Annotated in this window: 21 protein-coding genes; 5 read left to right on the forward strand and 16 right to left on the reverse strand. The window is 34.6% G+C overall.

Annotated elements, in window-relative coordinates; genetic code table 11:
• Positions 1–2: 2 nt before the first annotated feature.
• From B5X62_RS13880 to B5X62_RS13900, 5 genes are all read right to left on the reverse strand, one after another.
• On the reverse strand, positions 3–821 hold the full coding sequence (locus B5X62_RS13880; RefSeq protein WP_079668068.1) for a formylglycine-generating enzyme family protein: 819 nt from the start codon (positions 819–821) through the stop codon (positions 3–5).
• A gap of 56 nt (positions 822–877) precedes the next feature.
• Positions 878–1,924: a copper-containing nitrite reductase gene (gene nirK, locus B5X62_RS13885; RefSeq protein ID WP_079668070.1), complete on the reverse strand. Its 1,047-nt coding sequence runs from the start codon at positions 1,922–1,924 to the stop codon at positions 878–880.
• A gap of 1 nt (position 1,925) precedes the next feature.
• Positions 1,926–2,411, reverse strand: coding sequence for a hypothetical protein (locus tag B5X62_RS13890; protein WP_079668071.1), 486 nt, complete (start codon positions 2,409–2,411; stop codon positions 1,926–1,928).
• 59 nt (positions 2,412–2,470) lie between these two features.
• Complete coding sequence (locus B5X62_RS13895) at positions 2,471–2,902, reverse strand: RrF2 family transcriptional regulator (RefSeq protein WP_079668072.1); 432 nt, start codon at positions 2,900–2,902, stop codon at positions 2,471–2,473.
• Positions 2,903–2,988: 86 nt separating this feature from the next.
• Positions 2,989–3,630, reverse strand: coding sequence for an outer membrane beta-barrel protein (locus tag B5X62_RS13900; protein ID WP_079668073.1), 642 nt, complete (start codon positions 3,628–3,630; stop codon positions 2,989–2,991).
• A gap of 130 nt (positions 3,631–3,760) precedes the next feature.
• Between B5X62_RS13900 and B5X62_RS13905 the strand changes: the two genes are divergently transcribed.
• Complete coding sequence (locus tag B5X62_RS13905) at positions 3,761–4,120, forward strand: hypothetical protein (protein ID WP_144038397.1); 360 nt, start codon at positions 3,761–3,763, stop codon at positions 4,118–4,120.
• A gap of 72 nt (positions 4,121–4,192) precedes the next feature.
• Entirely contained in the window at positions 4,193–6,223 is a 2,031-nt protein-coding gene (locus tag B5X62_RS13910) for a TonB-dependent receptor domain-containing protein (protein ID WP_079668076.1), read from the forward strand.
• A 48-nt stretch (positions 6,224–6,271) separates the two neighbouring features.
• Here B5X62_RS13910 and B5X62_RS13915 read toward each other — a convergent pair whose 3' ends face one another.
• From B5X62_RS13915 to B5X62_RS13925, 3 genes are read right to left on the reverse strand one after another with little or no spacing between them, the layout of a single operon-like run.
• Positions 6,272–6,727, reverse strand: coding sequence for a hypothetical protein (locus B5X62_RS13915; RefSeq protein WP_079668078.1), 456 nt, complete (start codon positions 6,725–6,727; stop codon positions 6,272–6,274).
• Between the two features lie 3 nt (positions 6,728–6,730).
• Positions 6,731–7,840, reverse strand: a complete 1,110-nt coding sequence (locus B5X62_RS13920) for a 5-(carboxyamino)imidazole ribonucleotide synthase (protein ID WP_079668080.1) — start codon at positions 7,838–7,840, stop codon at positions 6,731–6,733.
• Positions 7,841–7,877: 37 nt separating this feature from the next.
• Positions 7,878–8,210 carry a zinc ribbon domain-containing protein YjdM gene (locus B5X62_RS13925; RefSeq protein WP_079668082.1) on the reverse strand — a complete coding sequence of 111 codons (333 nt, stop codon included), beginning with the start codon at positions 8,208–8,210 and terminating at the stop codon, positions 7,878–7,880.
• Positions 8,211–8,479: 269 nt separating this feature from the next.
• Between B5X62_RS13925 and B5X62_RS13930 the strand changes: the two genes are divergently transcribed.
• The 3 genes from B5X62_RS13930 (at position 8,480) to B5X62_RS13940 (ending at position 10,594) form a co-directional block, all read left to right on the forward strand.
• Positions 8,480–9,286, forward strand: a complete 807-nt coding sequence (locus B5X62_RS13930; protein WP_079668084.1) for a helix-turn-helix domain-containing protein — start codon at positions 8,480–8,482, stop codon at positions 9,284–9,286.
• A gap of 93 nt (positions 9,287–9,379) precedes the next feature.
• Positions 9,380–10,210, forward strand: coding sequence for a sulfite exporter TauE/SafE family protein (locus B5X62_RS13935; RefSeq protein WP_079668086.1), 831 nt, complete (start codon positions 9,380–9,382; stop codon positions 10,208–10,210).
• Between the two features lie 6 nt (positions 10,211–10,216).
• Entirely contained in the window at positions 10,217–10,594 is a 378-nt protein-coding gene (locus B5X62_RS13940; protein WP_079668088.1) for a DUF1634 domain-containing protein, read from the forward strand.
• Here the strand turns inward: B5X62_RS13940 and gloA2 are convergent, their stop codons facing one another.
• The 8 genes from gloA2 to B5X62_RS13980 form a co-directional block, all read right to left on the reverse strand.
• A complete protein-coding gene (gloA2, locus tag B5X62_RS13945; protein ID WP_079668090.1) occupies positions 10,595–10,972 on the reverse strand; it encodes an SMU1112c/YaeR family gloxylase I-like metalloprotein in 378 nt (125 codons plus the stop codon). It lies immediately after the preceding gene.
• 198 nt (positions 10,973–11,170) lie between these two features.
• On the reverse strand, positions 11,171–12,238 hold the full coding sequence (locus B5X62_RS13950) for a diphosphomevalonate decarboxylase (RefSeq protein ID WP_079668091.1): 1,068 nt from the start codon (positions 12,236–12,238) through the stop codon (positions 11,171–11,173).
• Positions 12,239–12,635: 397 nt separating this feature from the next.
• A complete protein-coding gene (locus B5X62_RS13955; protein ID WP_079668093.1) occupies positions 12,636–14,402 on the reverse strand; it encodes an AMP-dependent synthetase/ligase in 1,767 nt (588 codons plus the stop codon).
• Complete coding sequence (locus B5X62_RS13960) at positions 14,402–15,427, reverse strand: NAD-dependent epimerase/dehydratase family protein (protein WP_245797204.1); 1,026 nt, start codon at positions 15,425–15,427, stop codon at positions 14,402–14,404. The genes B5X62_RS13955 and B5X62_RS13960 overlap by 1 nt, the downstream gene beginning before the upstream one ends.
• A gap of 64 nt (positions 15,428–15,491) precedes the next feature.
• Entirely contained in the window at positions 15,492–16,271 is a 780-nt protein-coding gene (locus B5X62_RS13965; protein ID WP_079668095.1) for an alpha/beta fold hydrolase, read from the reverse strand.
• A 7-nt stretch (positions 16,272–16,278) separates the two neighbouring features.
• Positions 16,279–17,421: a hypothetical protein gene (locus B5X62_RS13970; RefSeq protein WP_079668097.1), complete on the reverse strand. Its 1,143-nt coding sequence runs from the start codon at positions 17,419–17,421 to the stop codon at positions 16,279–16,281.
• Between the two features lie 18 nt (positions 17,422–17,439).
• A complete protein-coding gene (locus tag B5X62_RS13975; protein WP_079668099.1) occupies positions 17,440–18,162 on the reverse strand; it encodes a pyridoxine 5'-phosphate synthase in 723 nt (240 codons plus the stop codon).
• Positions 18,163–18,176: 14 nt separating this feature from the next.
• A complete protein-coding gene (locus B5X62_RS13980) occupies positions 18,177–19,442 on the reverse strand; it encodes a mechanosensitive ion channel family protein (RefSeq protein WP_079668101.1) in 1,266 nt (421 codons plus the stop codon).
• Between the last annotated feature and the right edge of the window lie 57 nt (positions 19,443–19,499).

Here is a 19,499-nt window from a genome sequence, read left to right on the forward strand (position 1 = left end):
TTTTAATTTAAATCCTTTGCACAACGGAATCCGAGATTATTAACCGTATAATCGGCGTTCATACTTCCTCGCATCGCAAAGCGAATAAAGGCAGCATAATTTCTCAAATCCGAAGAAGTTACCGAAGCGCCTGCACAAAACAAGGTTTCGTTTGCTGCATTGTCTTTTCGAGATTCTCCTGTAATCATCACCGAGTTAAAATCTTCTGTCCATTCCCAAATCGTTCCGTACATATCATAAATTCCCCAAGCATTCGGTTGGTGTTGCTTTACGGCTTGTTTATACTTCCCCTTTTCTTGATATAAATTCAAAATATGTCTTGTGAATTCCGGATCTTCCGTGGCATCTTTTAGATTTTCATTGGCACGAGCTGCATATTCCCATTCATCAACGGTTGGCAAACGCTTTCCGACGCTTTCGGCATAGGCTTTCGCTGCAAACCAAGAAACATTGGTAACTGGCGCATCTGGACTTACATCGGCTGGAATTTCGAAATCACTTTTCCAATGTTTTAAATAAGTGCTATCTGCGTAGAGTTTCAGAACTTTACTTTTGGTCCATTGAGGATTCTTTTTCAAAAATTCGAGGTATTCAAAATTAGTAACAGCAGTCTCGTCTAGCATAAAAGATGGCACAGTCGTCAAGCTATCACTTTCTTTTCCTACAAAAGCTCTGTACTGTCCACCATCCACTTTCATCATTTTTTTATGGCTTGTAATACGAATGATGGATGGTTTTTCACTTTCAATTTTTGTTATAGATTGTTTTTTACTACAACTAAAAACTAAAATCAAACTTAATATGTAAACGAGATTTTTCATTTTTAAAATTGAATCCTCAATGATGAACCAAAAGTTCAAAAAACTACTACTATGGATTATTTTTTAATTGATTTATAAACTTTAGGATTTTCTTCACCCGTAATTTTAATTTTACCCAAAGCGCCTTTATTAAAGGCTCTAAAGATGGCATGATCAACAATTACGTATTCGCCCGGAACTTTAGAAGTAAATTCTACAATAGCTGCTCCACCTGGCGGAATTACCGTTGTTTGCACATTTTCATTGGTTTTTGAACCACCTTCGATATACACTTTGTCGAAAATTTGACCAATAACATGGAAAGACGATGTTAAGTTTGGACCACCATTTCCGACGAAGAATCTAACGCTTTCACCCACTTTTGCTTGAAGTTCGCCTTCTCCTAGTAAAGCGCCAGTTTTCCCGTTAAATACAATATATTCTGGATGTTCTGCAATGGCTTTATCCATATCAAATTCTTGCAATCCTTTGTCTCCATATTTTCCTTTTGTGTAGAAATCACCTTGCATAATGTAGAATTCTTTGTCCACTTTTGGAAGCCCGCCTTCTGGTTCAATCAAAATCAAACCGTACATTCCGTTCGCAATGTGCATTCCCACAGGCGCAGTCGCACAGTGATACACATACAATCCCGGATTTAGAGCTTTAAAATTAAATACTGCTTCTTTTCCAGGAGCTACGAACGTTGCTTCAGCTCCACCACCAGGACCATTTACGGCATGTAAATCGATATTGTGTGGAAAAGCTGAGTTTTCGTTATTTTTTAAATGAAATTCAATCTCATCGCCAACTCTTGCTCGGATAAAATTTCCAGGAACTGTTCCACCGAACGTCCAGAAATTATATTGAGTACCGTCTGCCAATTCGCCAACTTTTTCGATGGTTTCCATACGAACGATTAATTTTTTCGCAGCTCGATCACCGATTGGTGCAGGAACATTGGGTGCGGAAGTTAATTTTGCTTCTTCGGCAGCGCCAGAAACGGCTATATTTTCGGTACTTCCAGATTTTGAACTTGAACTTGAATCTGAAGCGTTCTGTTTACAAGCATTTAATGACAGGCCAGCCAGAACAATTGCTAATGGAATAATGTATTTTTTCATGTTAATGAGAGGTTTTTAATGATTTTAAAACAAGTTTTGATTGTATATTTTTTCTTTCTAAAACTAATATTGGTAATACAATTAGTAAAATGACTTTTGCAACTTCGGCATAGATAAAATAATCGTGAAGCACCGTCGGCGGAAGTCCTTTTCCTGAAGCTAAAACATCTGCTCTAGCGTCTAAAATTGGGAGCATCCAAAATTTTTCTAAACCTAATATCAATGCTAAAAGAAAGAAATTGATTAATAATTTGATGTTTAATTTTTCTTTATTAAATAAGAAACTAAAACCCATGATTACGATGAGTACCATTTGAATATTGGTGGAAATCCCAAACATGATTTTCCCTAATTCTAAAGCAATTGGAAGGGTCATTCCTGGAACTTGAAATTTAAAAGGTGTTTCTAAAAAACTTACCGCCAAAACCAATCCCAACCAAAAGCAAGCAATCGCAAAAACTAGAGGATATTTAACTTGAGTTTTCATATTTAATATTTTAATACCTTTTTATCTTTTATTTAATTAAAAAAATAGATTTTAGATTTCTATCTTTTCAAAAATGCTTCCTGAGCATCCAATTGGTCAACAAAATCTCCAATTTTCATATCATTGAGCATATTTTGAAGATTATTTCTAATATGCTTAAACTCGTTATGAACAGGACACGGATGCGTCTCCGAACATTCTTTAAGTCCTAAGGCGCAACCCGAAAAAATCTTGTCGCCGTCCATTTCTTTAACAATTTCCGCCAAAGATCGATTAAGACTAATATTATCCAAATAAAAACCTCCTGTTGGACCTTTCGCAGATTGCACAAAACCTTTTCTGCTAAGATCTTGCAAAATTTTTGCTATGAAATATTCGGGAGAATCTATGCCTGCAGCAATATCTTTAATACCGATTCTTCCCCCATCTTTCGTCTGTTGGGTTATGTAAATTAAGGCTCTTAAAGCGTATTCGCAAGTTTTGGAAAACATTTCTTCTATTTTTCTATTACAAATGTAAAACTATTTTTCAAATAAAAGATAAAAAACTCTTCTATTTAATTATGACAATTCTCAGTTTACTTTTTTGCAGGAATAATGTATTTAACCGCAAATTGAATTGTAGAAAAATTAGCTTCAAAATTAAATTTACTTTTATTAAATTTCGTTTCTTTATAATGTACATTGTTATAGCCAATTTCTCCAATACTAGCCGCAATTTTCCAGCGTCGATTCACAAAATAATCAATTCCGGGTTTTAGATTAATACCGTAACTCGTAAAAGAATTTTTGGTATGATTAAGCTCTACTCCATTACTTTCTAAAGTCAGAAATTGCTTTGTGGAACCAAACTCTAAAGGAAAATCCAGTTGACAAAACAAACTAAATCGTTCGTCCAAAACCCAAAACTTTCGAAGCGATGGCGTCACAACAAAAGCAGAACTCTCCGCTTCTAAATTGAGATTTTCAAAATTTGCATTCTTTGTCGTAGAATGATCGGTGGTTTGTCTGTAACCTGCACTTACGGCAACTGCCCAATTGGGCGCAAAAAAATAGCCATAAGTAGGCAAAAAACGATAAGAATCTGAACTCGAATTATTAGATTCATCCTTGATTGTGGAAAATCCGAATTGTCCAGAAACAAACTGCGTTCCCTTCGGAACTTGCGCATTGGCGAAGCTCAAAAATAAGAGCGCGGATAACATGGTAATTTTTTTCATGATAAATTATTTTTTAATGAAAATAAATTTGAATGTTGTAAATGTAAATAATAAAACACTAAAAAGTATTTTATTTTAAAATGATTAATTTCATGTATTATTTCACAAAAATTGATGATACATTTGTCTTATGAAAATTTGGTTTTCAATAGTATTCTCTAGCCTTTTATTGCTTTGTAGCAGTCAATCTACATTGCTTTGGGTGGATTATTCTATGAACCAAGATTTCTACGAATTACATTGTGAAAACAAAAGCAAACCGCAATTGGAATGTCACGGAAAATGTCAAATGTCAAAAAATGAACAAAGCAAACAAAATGTTCAACTTCTAAAGATTTGCACAGACTTTTTGTTTTTAAATCCTGTTTCAGATACATTTTTTGTGATAGATTCAAAGTCATATTTTGAAACCGAAAAGATAAATTTTATCACAAGTTTCTATCAATCTCCAACAGCAAAATTGTTGGACGAGCCTCCTATTGTTGGATAATTTTTCAAATTATTTTTCGAAGTTGGATTTATTTAAAATCCAGCAAAGTACTTATTCAACAATACAAAAATCATGTTAGCAAAACATCAAAAAGCTATTTGCAAAATAGGTTTCGGCTTATTCTGTTCGGTGGCGAGCTTCAATTTTGTGCAAGCACAAGACCAAGACAGCATAAAAATTCAGAATATCGAAGTCGTGAAAATCACAAAATTAAATATTCAAAATCATCAAAATTCAAAACAAATAAAAGTTAGTTCTACCCAACTTCTCGATCACGATGCAGGAAATTTCTTAAAAACCTTAGCTGAAATTTCAGGAATCAAAAAAGCTGGAACCTTCGGTACAGATCCCGTTTTGAGAGGTTTTAAATATGAACAGCTTAACATCGTTACCGACGGCGCCGTTTATGCCATTAATGCTTGTCCAAGTCGCATGGATCCTTCGATTTCGCAAATTAATATGAACAGCGTTGCAGAAGCTCAAATCTACAAAGGACCGTATCAATTCCGCTTTGGTTCGACTTTGGGCGGAACGATTAATTTCGTTTCAGAAAAACCAGTTTTCACTGATAAAACCAAGTTAAAAAACAGATTTTCTAGCAGTTATGATAGCAACGGTTCTATTTTTAGAAATGAATTGATGTCGCAACTTACTTCCAAAAAATTCAATGTTGATTTATTCGGAAGTTACAACGATGGCGATCGATACAAAGATGGGAATGGAGACGAAGTTCGTTCCGCATTTAAACGTTATTCGATAGGTTCAAAAATTCAATACAAATGGTCAGACAATCAAATTACAAGTCTTCAAGTTAACACCAATCAAGGGCGAAATGTAGAATTTGCTGCTCTAAAAATGGATTTAATTTACGATAAAACGTGGATGACTCAACTGAATCATCAAAGCATTTATAAAAATTCGATTTTAAAAGAAATGGCTTACAATGCTTATTTCACGCAGGTTCACCACTCGATGGGCGATCCCAAAAGAATGATGGTAAGCAATGTCGCTTCTAAAACTTACGGTGGAAGAATTGAAAGCAAGTGGGGGAAAAATTCCTGGAATTTTTATTCTGGTTTCGATTACAAGCATGAACAAGCTGAAAACGAAAGCATGACGATGAGTTCGCCCATGATGATGCCTAAAGATGGGAGTTCGTGGCAAGATTCTCACATCGATCAATTCGGTTGGTTTAATGAATTTTCTAAGAATTTTGCCACTTCAAAACTTACGGCTTCTTATCGAATGGATTACAATACGGCAAACGCAGGCGAAATGTCCAAATTATTTGAACAATTGTACGGCGGAATGAAAAGTGAGCAATTAAATCACAGTTTTAGTTTGGGTTATCAGCAAAAATTTGGAAAACATTCAGATTTGGCGATTTGGCTGGGACGCGCACAACGAAGCGGAAGTTTGACGGAGCGATTCATCAACCGTTTCCCAGTCGGAAATGACAATTACGATGTTGTCGGAAATCCTTTAGTGAAGCCAGAAACTAACAATCAAGCGGATTTAATTTACACCTTCCACACCTCGAATTTCCATTTTCAAACGGATTTCTTTTATGCTTTTATGCAAAATTATATTGGCGCTATGGTTAATCCTGATATTAAATCGAATTCCATGCAAAGTCCTGGCGTGAGACAAATTCAAAATATTGAAAAAGCGATGAAAGCTGGTGTTGAAGCGCGTTTGCAATGGCAGTTTTTACCGAATTACAGAACCGATATTGCCGTTGCCTACACTTATGCTGAAGATTTGGACAAAAAAATGCCTTTAGCAGAAATTGCTCCACTCAACCTAAAATGGAATTTTGAAGGACAATATCAGCAATTCTCGTATGGAATAAATTATCGTTTTTCGGGTGCTCAGAATCGTGTGAATACCGATTTTAAAGAATTGAAAACGCCTGATTTTTCGGTGGTCGATTTGTACACGAATTTTAAAATTCAAGAGAATATTAAATTTCAAGTGGAAGTCAGCAATTTGTTTAACAGAGCCTACGCAGAACATTTAAGTAGAACTTTGAGCAGCAATAATCAACAAAGAATTTTGGAGCGCGGACGTAGTTTTAATGTTGGCGTTTTTGTGAATTTTTAAAAGAAAAAAGAAAAAATCCCGAACAAATAACTTTGCTCGGGATTTATTTTATTCTTGTGAAACTTCGATTCGATAAATTTTTACATCGGTTATCGGATCTTGAGTATCTATTAATTTTAAAATTTGATTTCCTTTTTTATAATGTTTAACCATTCCGTCTGCGGTTTGTTCTTGAAGAACTGGCTGGAATTTTAGTTCAGAAATTAATTTAAAATAATTGTCAAAAAAAACTTTGCTTTCAAAACTATAAGTAATTTTGGAAGTAGCATTATTGTTTTTTGCAATTTCCTTTGCTAGCGAAGCGTTTTCGTCACTGTAATTGATGACTTTAACTTTACTAGATTCTATTTTATCAAAACCTATGAACTTGTATTTCGTCATTTCCTTTTGAAAATTATCTTCATCCATCGAATTTAGCTTGGACAAATCTTCTATCGAGAAAAGTTGTGCAGAAACTAAGCTTCCGAAAATAATTGTGAAAACAAATGCGAAAACGAATTTCATAATTTAAGATTTAACGATAACCTTAGATTTAATGCTAATTAATTTATCCATCAGCTCTTCGCGAGAATCTGCGAGAACGTTAATGTGTCCCATTTTTCGGCCAGGCTTGGTCTCGGTTTTTCCGTAAAGATGAACATAGGTTTTGGGCATTTTCATAACTTCATCAAGACCGTCGTAGATTACTTTTCCCGAAAATTCGTCCGCTCCCACCAAGTTTAACATGCCACTAAAAGTGAAAGCCTCTGTATCTGCTAAAGGCGAATTTGTCACCACGCGATACATCTGTTCAAACTGAGAATTGGCGTTACCTTCTTGACTTTGATGTCCCGAATTGTGCAATCTCGGTGCGGTTTCGTTAACCCAAACTTTTCCATTTTTATCTAAAAATAATTCGATGGCAAAAAGTCCTGGAGATTCTACAACTTCCAAAAATTTGTTAGTAATCTTTTCTATCTGTTGCGCTACATCGTCGCTAATATTGGTTGGGCAAATATTAAAATCCAGAAGATTTAATTTGGGATCTGCAACCATTTCTGTTACGGGAAAAGTTTTGGTTTCGCCACGTTCATTTTTAGCAACGATAACCGATAATTCTTTATCGATATCAACTAATTTTTCTAAAACCGAATCTTCTACCCAAAGCTTTTTAAGATCGTCCGCATCTTTGATAACTTGTACGCCTTTACCATCATAACCGCCCGTATTAAGCTTCTGAACAAACGGAAATTCTATTTTGATTTCTTCGGAAGAACCGTCCATAATTTCAAAATCTGGACTCGGGATATCATTCTCTTTATAGAACTCTTTTTGAAGAATTTTTTGTTGAATGGTTTTAACAATTTTAGAATTAGGAACCACTTTAACACCTTGATTTTCTAGTTCTGCCAAAGCATCCGCATTAACATGCTCGATCTCAATAGTTACAACATCTTTATCTTTTCCAAAATCTAAAACCGTTTGATAATCTTTAAAATTGCCTTGCGTGAAATAAGAAATATTGTGACAAGGTGCATCGGAAGCGGGATCAATCGTATAAAATTCATCATCATACTTTAGTGCGTTTTGGATAAACATTCGACCTAATTGTCCACCACCTAGAATTCCGATTTTCATTTTTCTTTTACTTTTAAATTAGATTGATTTTAGAATTTTAAGCTTTTTTTACAAATTCAGATTTTAAAGCCATCGCGCCAAAACCATCAATTTTGCAATCGATATTATGATCGCTGTCAGGTCTTAGTCTAATATTTTTAACTTTGGTGCCAGCTTTAACAGGCTTTGGCGCACCTTTAACAGGAAGATCTTTAACCACAACTACAGAATCGCCGTCTTTCAATTCGTTACCGTTAGCGTCCAAAATTCTGCCTTCCAAGTCAATTTCTGCGGGATCCCACTCATGGAAACATTGTGAGCAAGTCATTAGATTTCCGTTTTCGTAAGTATATTCTGATTGACATTTTGGACAGATGTGTGTTTCGCTCATGTTTAAAAAAATTTAGTAATTAAGAATTTTAAAAATCATTTTTGGATTGATTTTCAACGTGTCACAAAAATAGCAATAAAAGCTCGAAAAAGCTATTCTTTCTGTACAAAACAAAAAAGTGACATCAGGCCAACCTAACATCACTTCTTTTTTTCCAGCATTTGTATTTCTTGACAAAATTAATAACATCTTGCTTTTATAAAATTGTAAAAAAACGACATTTTGAGTAATTTTTTACAGATATTTGTAATCTAAATATTTAGGTTAAAATGGCTATAAAGCTGTACATACCGCCACTTGAGCTTTCTCGTCACATCCAATACATTTGGTCGGATGACTTATCGACACACAGTATTCCGCATGAGGTAAAAATCAGCAAATTCGCGGAAACCAATCCAAGAATGTATTTCTATAACCCTGGAGATCAATCGGAACTGAAAGACCAATTTGGAAAAACCTTACCAATCTGTCATCTAAAAGGGATTGACACCAAAAAATCATCGGCAATTATAGCTCCTAAATCTAGCATTATCGGGATTTGTTTTTTTCCATACGCATTACAAGATATTTTTGACATTTCTCCCAAAGAATTAATTGATTTACAAATTAATATTGATGATCTAAAAGGACAAGAACTAACTGATGCGTTACTATTTTGTGAAACGACTGATGAACGATTAACTTGTATTTACACATTTTTTTACAAAAAAATTAACTCCAAAAAGAAAAATTTTCATCAGGCTATTGGACATTTAATTGGTCAAAATCTACTCGAACACAACACTTCATTGGATATTGCGGCTAAAGAAGTTAACCTGTCTAGACGCCAACTCGAACGTATTTTTCGTGCCCAAGTTGGGGTTAGTCCTAATAGATATCAATCTATCTTACGTTTTGAAAAAGCTTTGACTTTAATTAAAAATGAAGAAAGCTTAACAGGACTTTCGAGCATTTTGGAGTACGCCGATCAATCGCATTTTATTAAAGATTTTAAAAAATATAGCGACATGACGCCTTCTCAGTTTTTAAAATATAAAATTCCTGATTCTCATGATAATACCATGAGAGAAGCTTAAGTAAAAAGTGAAATCTTTATTCATCATTTTATTTTTCAATAAAAACTTCTAGGATTCTTTGCAGAAGCGACGCAATACAATTATATTTGCGATATGACGGAAATCATCATTTTATTCCTAGGTGCAGTCTCAGCAGGACTATTAGGCTCACTAACGGGACTAGGCGGCGGCGTCATCATTATCCCGCTTTTAACATTAGGCTTCGGCGTCCCAATGCATTATGCCATCGGCGCATCTCTTATCTCGGTTATCGGCACATCTTCAGGCTCGGCGGTAGCTTTTGTAAAAGAAGGTTTTACCAATATGCGAATTGGGATGTTTTTAGAAATTGCAACAACTGCGGGCGCTATTTTGGGAGCTTTGGTTTCGGGGATGTTAAATCCTAACACCATCGGGATTATCTTCGCCAGTATTTTAATTCTAACTGTAATTTTAAATTTAAAAGGAAAACCTGATCATCAGGAAACTTTAATAAAAGGAAGTCTCGAGGACAAACTAAAACTTTATGGGACTTTCCCAGACAAAGGCGTTATCAAAAACTATTCGGCGAGAAACACAGTTCCTGGATTTTTGATGATGGTTTTTGCAGGTGCAATGTCTGGTTTACTTGGTATCGGATCGGGTGCACTAAAGGTTTTGGCCATGGATAATATGATGAAATTACCTTTCAAAGTTTCGACGACGACTAGTAATTTTATGATTGGTGTAACGGCGGTTGCTGGTGCGTTGATTTATTTTCAGCGAGGTGAAATTATCCCTGTAATTGTTGCGCCAGTATTAATTGGCGTTGTTGTGGGAAGTCTTATCGGCGCTAAAACTTTGATGGTTTCTAAAACTAAAAAACTAAAAACTTTCTTCGCGATTGTTATTACAATTTTGTCGATTTATATGATGTATAACGGTCTAACCAACAATTTTAAATAACGACAAATGAGAAAGGAATTCACAGATTTGGACCTTAACCGCTCGGTAGGAAATCTTCTTCGTCTGGGCGTTATTTTGTCAGTAACAACCTCATTAGTTGGTTTTATTAAGCTTTATCTTGAAGGTTTTGAAATGCCAAAAAACTACGATCAACTTGGTATTCCTAGTGAAAATGTATGGCAAAGCTTTTGGAATTCGCTTAAGCATTTTGAAGGCATGGGCATTATCCAATTAGGGATTTTACTATTGATTCTCACACCGTTAATGCGAATTATCTTTGCGCTAATCGGTTATCTAAAAGAGAAAGATTACACATATGTTGTAATTTCTTTAATCGTTTTGGGAATTATGTTTGTAAGTTTTATCAGTGGCTATGCACATTAATTATTTTTCATAAAACTCCAATGGCAGTCCATCTGGATCTTGTGTAAAAAAGAATTTCTTCTCGGTAAATTCATCAATTCTGATGTCCTCACAGACTAAAGATTTTGAAATAAATTCTTGCCTTTTTTGCTCGACATCTTCAACCGAAAAAGCTAAATGTCGTAGTCCACATGCTTCTGGTTGAGATATTCTTTTGGGTGGATTCGGGAACGAAAAAAGCTCGATAACATAATGATTATCAATTGCTAAATCTAATTTGTAAGATTGTCTTTCTTCACGATAAACTTCACGGATAATATTTAAACCTAAAATTTCAGTATAAAATTTTTTCGAAACCTCATAATCAGAACAAATTATTGCGATGTGGTGGATTTTCATAATGTTTTTTTAAAATTTAAAATTAGATTTTTTTGTTCAAAATTGATCTTTCCCTTCGTTTGAATTTGATTAAACCACAAAGTGACAAAAGTTCACAAAACTGATTGATTATTTTTTTCTAGCTTTTTTTAACATTAAAAAAAAATTGAGTAGAATCTTCACTCTACTCAACTTATAAAATTATTTCTTTATTAAAAATTAGAACCTCATCACATCTTTAACAACACCGCCTTTCTGCGTAAATGGCAATAATTCTTGGTTGATAAAGTTTTCAATTTTGTCTTGTTCAAGATGATTCGGGAACAAAAGATGAACATTCGCGCCAGCATCTAAAGTAAAAAACAACGGCAAACTTGTAATTCTTCTGAACTCCCAAATTTTATTGATCACTTCTAAAGTACCTGTTTTCATCAAAATAAAAGCAGGATCACTCATCATCATCATCGCATGAAGAGTCAAAGCTTCGTGTTCTGTCAATTTGATAAAACCATCCAAATCGCCAGTCGCTAGAACCGTTTTTAGCTTTTCAAAATTCTCATGAGCTTCTTGAAAACGTCTTTCTGCATAAGGATTTGTGTTCATCAATCCATGGCCAACAGTAGAAGAAACGCTTTTTTCACCTTCATGAATCAACAAAACCCAATCATTAAAGTTTTTGAAAATCGGGTGAATTTCGTCATTCGGATAAGGAACCGCAAACAAGTCCGAACTTTCTGCAACTTCCTTGGTTTTTCCCCAAACAATTAGACCGTTGTAAAGACTTCTACAAGCACTTCCACTTCCTAATCTCGCTAAAAAACTAGCTTTTTGAATATCTAAGTTGCTGATTGTTGGTTGGTGGTTTTCCGTCGAAAATTTTTCGTCCAAAGCCATTAGACATTTTGCAATCGCGCCAAAACCAGAAGCCGAACTTGCAATACCAGAACTGTGAGGAAAAGTATTTTCAGTTTTAATAATGAACTTACCTTTCAGAATCCAAGGTAAATACTTTTCAATATTTTTAAAATATTTTTCAATTTTTTCAGCGAATTTTTTTTCTTCACTTCCTGCAAGAAATGTTTGAACCGAAAACTCTTCGTTCGTTAAAAATTCCATTGTTGTATTGGTTTTACAGTTGTTAAGCGTATAACTAATACTTGGATTCGCTGGAATCTGATTTTCGTATTTTCCCCAATATTTAATAATCGCAATATTCGATGGACAAGATTCTGTCACCGTTTGATTACTAATATTAAAGTCTTTATTTCCTAAAAATTGATTTTCCATAGTTTTTTTTAGGACTGCGTCCTAGGTTATGATTATTTGTCCCTTAGGGATTATTGTGTAAATGTTTTATTTTCCTAGGACTTCCGTCCTAGGCTATGATAATTCATCCCTTCGGGATTTTATAACATATATCAAACATTCTATTCTTTATTAAATTGGCCCTTCGGGACTTCTTCGAAAATAAATTTACCTTATATTCATAGGATTACATCCTATTCTGTACTAAATCGTCCCTTCGGGACTTCTTCGAAAATAAATTTACCTTATATTCATAGGATTACATCCTATTCTGTACTAAAACGTCCCTTCGGGACTTAATCGAAAATAAATTTACCTTATATTCATAGGATTACATCCTATTCTGTACTAAAACGTCCCTTCGGGACTTAATTTTCAATTAATGACCTTTGTACATTTCATCGATAAGATCAGCAAATTTTTCTACAACCACTTTACGACGAACTTTCAAAGTTGGTGTCATTTCACCTAAATCCATTTGGAAATCTCGTGGTAACAAACTTATTTTTTTAATCTTTTCGTAAGATGCTAAATCTTTTTGAAGTTCATTTATTTTTTGATTATAAAACTCCACAACTATCGGATTTTTAATTAAATCCTCATGAGATTGATACGTAATATTTTCTTGTTTTGCTTTTTCTTCCAAAGTTTCAAAATTCGGAACAATTAAAGCGGTTACATAAGATCGACCTTCTGCAATAAGAACCGCTTGTTGTACAAAAGCATCGTTGGTCAAAAGATTCTCCGTCGCTTGTGGCGAAATATACTTGCCATTCGAGGTTTTCATCAAATCTTTGATACGATCAGTAATTGTCAAATTTCCTTCTGCGTCAATCGTTCCGCAATCTCCCGTTCGGAACCAACCATCTTCGGTAAAGACTTTCGCCGTTTCTTCAGGACGATTGTAGTAACCTTTCATGATGCCGTTTCCTTTTGCAAGAATCTCTTCGTCATCACCAATTTTAATTTCAACGCCAGGTAATGTACGACCAGTTGTCCCAAACTTATATTTAGTTAAAGGATAAAGCGCCAAAGTTGCTGTCGTTTCAGTTAGTCCGTAGCCAACTGTCAAATGAATGCCCATCGCATCAAAAAACTTTGCAATCTCAGGAGAAATTGAAGCACCACCACAAGGCATAAACCACAATCTACCGCCTAACTGTCCTTTTATCTTTTTGAAAACTAAAGTGTTGGCAAGATTATATTTTAAACTCAATCCCAATGGAATTGATTTTTCTTGTCGTTTTAATTCGTGATATTGAGAACCAACACCCAAAGCCCAATTAAAAATCTTTTGTTTAGTAGGTGAAGAACTCTGAATCGTTTCTTGAATTTTAATATAAATCTTCTGATAAAATCTCGGAACCGAACACATCATCGTTGGTTGCACAATCGGCAATTCTTCCGCAATGGCTTTTGTATTCGTCAAAAACGAAACTTTTGCACCGCCAGACATTGCTAATAAAGTCCAACTTCTTTCGAAAACGTGGGTTAATGGTAAAAATGCAAAAGAATGTTCGTCTTCAAAGTTTTTAAATTTAAAAAATTCAAAATGTGCATCAAAGGCTTTCACAAAATTCCCATGCATCAACATCACGCCTTTTGGCGTTCCTGTCGTACCAGAAGTATAAATAATGGTCGCCAAATCATCTTCTTGCATATCCAAAATCTCCAAGTTTTCGCTTGCAGGTTTTATGAATTTTTGAAGATGAACACTTTGGTCGTGGATAATTCTTTCGTAAGTTTTGGTAACAATAATCTTTTCAAGACTTGGACATTCTTCCAACAAAGCAATCGCGTTGTCGTAATGCTCTTTGTTACCAGTCAAGATAATTTTTGCACCCGAATCTAAGATAACATGTTTCGCTTGATCTTTAGTATTGGTCGAATATATCGGCACCGTCACCGCACCAATCGCCAAAGTCGCCAAGTCCATCGTGATCCACTCCGCAGAATTGTCAGAATAGATCGCAACACGGTCACCTTTTTGTATGCCGGCTTCCTTCAATGCATTTGCGGTTTTGAAAACCACCGTCTTCAATTTTCTCCAATTAAGATGCGACCATCCTGCTCCACTTTTGAAACCGATAGCCTGCTTTAGAGGATAATTTTGTGCATTGGTTATCAGGAAATTTGCAATATTCATTATTTATCTAGTATATAATTTTTCAAATGAAAATCGAAGCTTTCCGAAACGGGCATAAAATCGAAATTCAATTGTTTTTTAATTTTTTGATTGCTGAGTTTGGACTCAGAAGTTATGGCTTCAATATTAACTTTGTTCGCCATACGAAGACTCGGAATAAGCCAACCAAATATAGTATTAAGCGTTCTTCCGATATTTAAAACAGATTTAGAAATAATTTTGACAGGAGATTTACCAACAGCTGTTCTCACTTTGTTAGCGATGATTTCGTTTTTAATATTTTCAGAATTTAAAACAAATCTTTGATCAAATATATTAGAATCCATCAACTGAATACTAATTTTTGCCACATCACGAACGTCAACATAACCTGAAGATCCATCTGTCGAAAATCCTGATTTTGCAAGTTGCCCAAACATCTCACCACTACTACTCGACCAATTGCCAGAACCAATGATAATCGACGGATTAACGATGACAACATTGAGACCTTCTGCGGCAGCACGCCAAATTTCCATTTCAGAGAAATGTTTGGATTTAGCATAAGCTGAATGATCTAATTTAGAATTAAAATCACAAGTTTCGTCTTGTAATTTTTCATCATTAAAACCATCTAAAACGGCAACAGAACTTATAAAACAAAATTTTTCGACGCTAGAATCTTGCACAGCGTACAATAAATTCTTTGTGCCTTCGATATTGGTTTTGTACATCATGTCGCGATCTTTCGGGTGAAAGCTAACCTTTGCAGCACAATGGTAAATTTCGGAGACATTTTCAACAGCTTTTTCTAAAGAAAAAATATCGTCAAAATCAGTATTAATCCATTCGATTTGGTTAAAATAAAAATCAGGCTGGTCTGTATAGAATTTATACGAATGCAGAACATCTTTCAAATCGCTATTTGGACGTTTGGTAGCACGAACTTTACGTCCTTGTTTCAGAAGTTCTAAAACAATGACGCGCCCCAAAATCCCCGTTGCACCAGTTACTAAAATGTATTTTTCCTGCGGATGTGCCTCCAAGCTGTAGTTTTTATAAAATCAAGTCCCGACAAAGATACGCATTGAAACTCTAAATTAAAACCTCTTATTTATCAAACAAAAATGCTTTAACCGCAATTGCAAAATCCGTTGGATTATTGGCTTGCACCCAATGCGAGGCATTTGCAATCTCTACCAAACTAGAATTTGGGAACTGTTGCTTGATTAAGAAATCGTCTTGTGGAAGAATATAGTTGGACTTAGAACCTTTCATAAACAAAGTCGGACCATTATAAACACCAAATTTAATAGCATTAGAAACAAATTCTGTATAGTTATCCGCCAAAGTTTGTAGGTTAAAACGCCAATCCAACTTCTTGTCATCCGTCCAATAAAGATTTTTCATCAAAAACTGAATAACAAAAGTCTCTGGGATAAATTCTTTAAGAACATCTTCCACATCGTGACGCGATTCAACTTTAGAAAAATCAACCGATTGCAAAGCTTTAATAATACCTTGATGATGTGGTGGATATGCTTTTGGCGAAATATCGACAACGATAAGTTTTTCTACTTTTTCAGGGAAATTGATGGCGCATTGCATCACCGCTTTTCCACCAAGAGAATGTCCCAAAAGATAGGCTTTATCAATATTGTGAGCATTCATATAATTGATAATGTCGTTGGCTAAATCATCATGCGTCATCGACGGCGAATGAAAACTTCTACCGTGATTTCGCAGATCCAACAAATGCGTTGGCATCATTTCGCCAAATTCTTTCCCGAAACTTCCCCAGTTATCGAGCATTCCGAAAAGTCCATGTAACACCAACAAAGGCGTCCCAGCCTTATCTTCTCCATATATTTTAGAATGTAATATTTCCATTTTCTTTTTAATTCATATTAAATTTTTCCCAGTATTTTTTAGGAAAATAAATCTTTCCACTGTCCACGCCGACTGAGAATCCTGCATCATCTTTTTTATCCTTTGTCTCTATATTAATTTTTGAAGATCCGTAAACATCGATATTGTTGGAAGTTGAGAACAAAGCTAGTTTTTCAGTTTCGGATTTCACTTGATATAGGATATTTTTTCCGTCTGCATTTTTTTCAATTATTAAATGTGGGTAATCAACACGCATCGGTCCTCCAGGTCCCGAAACTGGAGAAATCCCAGATCTAGAAAATGGAGACACGCTCAATTCTTTTTTCAAAACTTCGGAAGCTAAATTTGAAATTTTATACTCGTCCAGACCATCATAATTGATCGCGCCAACTTTTTTGAATTTTGAATCATAAATCAAAATATCATTGTTTTTTCGATAATCACTCAAAGCCAAATAATCGAAGTTTTCAGAATTTTGTTCAGAAACATCGATAATTTTAACTTCCTCAATCACCATATTATTTTCCTTTGTTACTTTTCGTTTATCCTCATACAATGGATAAAAATTCTTTGCGTAAGCCTTAAAAATAGGAACAAACTTTCCATCATTTTTATAAACTATAAAATCCTCGGAATACCTATCCTCGGGAACTTTCTGAATTAGGGGCAAACCCGTTTTCTTATCAATAATTTTAGGTTCAGGTTTAGCTGGTAATTTTTTAGGTTCAACCATCGTCAAAAGATAATCGCCCACCGATTTTATTGAGTGATAATATTGTTTTAATGGAATAATTTGATCGTCATTAATGTCAATCAAAAACGTCTTTTTATCAGCTTTGTCAGAGTATTTAAGATGTGGCTTGCCATTCATTGTAATAACATCCCAACTTAGATGATCGAGCAAAAGCTTTTTCTTAGTGTTGGCATTAAAGTAAACATCAGCGTCACTACCATCACTCAGCAAAAACAGCTTTCCATATTGCAATTTTTTGACGTTTTTATACTTAGGCTCTACTAATTCAGTTCCATTTTCGTCCACCAATCCATTTTTAGAATTAATTTCAAATTCCTTAACATTATCTTGCGAAAATGCAATAGAAGTAAATGCTAAAAATGTAGTTGATAATAAGTTTTTAAAATAATTTTTCATCTGTGATTTGTGTTTAATTTACCACTTCGCCAATCGCTTCAGATAAGCTTGAATTGTATTTTCTAATCCCATGTACAATGCTTCCGAAATCAAAGCATGACCAATAGAAACTTCCAACAAATTAGGAATATTGTCCGAAAAATATTTTAAATTTTCTAAACTTAAATCATGTCCTGCATTAATTCCTAAACCGAATTCTGTGGCTTTAACGGCAGTTTCATAATAATCTTTAATCGCCGCTTCTGGATCGTTTGGATATTCTTTCGCAAAAGCTTCCGTGTAAAGCTCGATGCGATCTGTTCCAGTTTTTGCCGCCCACTCCACCATTTCTGGATTTGGATCTAAGAAAATCGAAGTTCGGATTCCAGCATTTTTAAAGGTCGAAACGATGTCTGTCAACTTATCCAAATGTGTTTTACAATCCCAACCAGCATTAGAAGTAATCGCATCTTCGGCATCAGGAACTAAAGTTACTTGCTCGGGTTTCACTTCCAAAACCATTTTAATAAAATCTGGATAAGGATTTCCTTCAATGTTAAATTCGGTTGTTACCAAAGGTTTTAGATCATAAACATCTTTGCGAGTGATATGTCTTTCGTCGGGACGCGGATGGATGGTGATACCTTGTGCACCAAACTTCTGTGCATCAATCGCGATTTGTGTTACACTTGGCACATCGCCACCTCTTGCATTTCTTAAAGTTGCAATTTTATTGATATTGACACTTAATTTTGTTGTCATTTTTTAATTTGATTTTAAATTTTATTGACTTGCATAATCTCCAACTCAAAGTCTTGTGCAGCGACTAAAAGATGGTCAAAAATATCTGACTGAACGCGCTCGTAATCTGCTAAATTCGAGTAAATTGTGAAACAATAAATCTCCAATGGAAGACCTTGCGTTGTATTTTCGAGTTGTCGAACAAGGATAATTTCTTTTTGTTCGATATTTGGATTATTCTTAAGATAAGTTTCCACATATTTTCTGAAAACCCCAATATTAGTCAATTGTTGACGATTGAGATCATTTTCTGGATTGTGATAATCGCTTTGTTCTTTTTCAATTTCAGAACGTTTGGTTTTAATATAATCTGAAATTAAATTCACTTTTTCAAAACGATCAAGTTGTTCTTCTGTCAAAAAATGAAATGATTTAATATTAAAAATCATCGATCGCTTTATACGACGAAGATTACCTTCTGTCATCACTTGATAATTTCGAATTTCGGTAGTCATCAAATCATAAGTTGGCACAGTCGAAATCGTTTTATCAAAGTTCATAATCTTGGTTGTTAAAAGACTGATTTCCATAACATTTCCTTCCAGATTATATTTCGGAATACCAATCCAATCGCCGACTTTCAAACTTCGAGAAGTCGCAACATGAATTCCCGTTACAAAACCCAAAATAGTATCTCTAAACACCAAAACCATAACCGCAGTTATCGCCCCGAGACTTCCTAAAATAGTACCAGCACTGATGTTAAAAATGATTTTGATAGCGACAAAAAACAAAATTACACCACCAAAAATCTTAACGGTTTGCGAAATCGCACGAAAAGCAATCAGCTTATAACTGTCTTTAGCAAGGATATAATAATTCTCGATGGCATTGTAAAGTCGCAAGCCCAAACCTGCAATAACAACAACTTGTCCAATGTCGACAATCTTATCAAGAATACCTTTTGTAATCTTGTGCATGCCCGCATAAAAAATGGAATCCAGAGCAAACGTACAAAGCCCCAACGCAATAATGTGCGCAATTGAATTGAAAAAACGAGCTTTAATTAATGAATAAACAAATGGATACTTTTCTGGATTCGAAAAATATTTTGATACGAGTTTAAAGCCTAATTTGATCAGAAAATCTACTAAAAACAAAAAGCCTAATAGCACCAAAATTTTGGACGTCACCTGAAAAATCCAAGCAGCATCTCCTCGAAAATACTGTGCAAAAAAAACATTAATCTGATCACTAATGTTTTGCAAAAAATCTTTGGTATCGTCCAATTCGTCTTTCATATTTACAAAATTAACAATTTATTTTTCACCTTACCGAAAATCCTTATTTTTAACTCA

It is taken from the genome of Soonwooa buanensis (assembly GCF_900167905.1).
GTDB lineage: Bacteria > Bacteroidota > Bacteroidia > Flavobacteriales > Weeksellaceae > Soonwooa > Soonwooa buanensis.

What these genes read in the sequence shown, in the direction of transcription:
- B5X62_RS13880 (WP_079668068.1), bottom strand. Translation starts at nt 821, where the DNA reads ATGAAAAATCTCGTTTACATATTAAGTTTGATTTTAGTTTTTAGTTGT.
- B5X62_RS13910 (WP_079668076.1), top strand. Translation starts at nt 4,193, where the DNA reads ATGTTAGCAAAACATCAAAAAGCTATTTGCAAAATAGGTTTCGGCTTA.
- B5X62_RS13925 (WP_079668082.1), bottom strand. Translation starts at nt 8,210, where the DNA reads ATGAGCGAAACACACATCTGTCCAAAATGTCAATCAGAATATACTTAC.
- gloA2 (WP_079668090.1), bottom strand. Translation starts at nt 10,972, where the DNA reads ATGAAAATCCACCACATCGCAATAATTTGTTCTGATTATGAGGTTTCG.
- B5X62_RS13935 (WP_079668086.1), top strand. Translation starts at nt 9,380, where the DNA reads ATGACGGAAATCATCATTTTATTCCTAGGTGCAGTCTCAGCAGGACTA.
- B5X62_RS13975 (WP_079668099.1), bottom strand. Translation starts at nt 18,162, where the DNA reads ATGACAACAAAATTAAGTGTCAATATCAATAAAATTGCAACTTTAAGA.
- B5X62_RS13940 (WP_079668088.1), top strand. Translation starts at nt 10,217, where the DNA reads ATGAGAAAGGAATTCACAGATTTGGACCTTAACCGCTCGGTAGGAAAT.
- B5X62_RS13915 (WP_079668078.1), bottom strand. Translation starts at nt 6,727, where the DNA reads ATGAAATTCGTTTTCGCATTTGTTTTCACAATTATTTTCGGAAGCTTA.
- B5X62_RS13950 (WP_079668091.1), bottom strand. Translation starts at nt 12,238, where the DNA reads ATGGAAAATCAATTTTTAGGAAATAAAGACTTTAATATTAGTAATCAA.
- B5X62_RS13980 (WP_079668101.1), bottom strand. Translation starts at nt 19,442, where the DNA reads ATGAAAGACGAATTGGACGATACCAAAGATTTTTTGCAAAACATTAGT.
- B5X62_RS13965 (WP_079668095.1), bottom strand. Translation starts at nt 16,271, where the DNA reads ATGGAAATATTACATTCTAAAATATATGGAGAAGATAAGGCTGGGACG.
- B5X62_RS13900 (WP_079668073.1), bottom strand. Translation starts at nt 3,630, where the DNA reads ATGAAAAAAATTACCATGTTATCCGCGCTCTTATTTTTGAGCTTCGCC.
- B5X62_RS13890 (WP_079668071.1), bottom strand. Translation starts at nt 2,411, where the DNA reads ATGAAAACTCAAGTTAAATATCCTCTAGTTTTTGCGATTGCTTGCTTT.
- B5X62_RS13930 (WP_079668084.1), top strand. Translation starts at nt 8,480, where the DNA reads ATGGCTATAAAGCTGTACATACCGCCACTTGAGCTTTCTCGTCACATC.
- B5X62_RS13970 (WP_079668097.1), bottom strand. Translation starts at nt 17,421, where the DNA reads ATGAAAAATTATTTTAAAAACTTATTATCAACTACATTTTTAGCATTT.
- B5X62_RS13920 (WP_079668080.1), bottom strand. Translation starts at nt 7,840, where the DNA reads ATGAAAATCGGAATTCTAGGTGGTGGACAATTAGGTCGAATGTTTATC.
- B5X62_RS13955 (WP_079668093.1), bottom strand. Translation starts at nt 14,402, where the DNA reads ATGAATATTGCAAATTTCCTGATAACCAATGCACAAAATTATCCTCTA.
- nirK (WP_079668070.1), bottom strand. Translation starts at nt 1,924, where the DNA reads ATGAAAAAATACATTATTCCATTAGCAATTGTTCTGGCTGGCCTGTCA.
- B5X62_RS13895 (WP_079668072.1), bottom strand. Translation starts at nt 2,902, where the DNA reads ATGTTTTCCAAAACTTGCGAATACGCTTTAAGAGCCTTAATTTACATA.
- B5X62_RS13905 (WP_144038397.1), top strand. Translation starts at nt 3,761, where the DNA reads ATGAAAATTTGGTTTTCAATAGTATTCTCTAGCCTTTTATTGCTTTGT.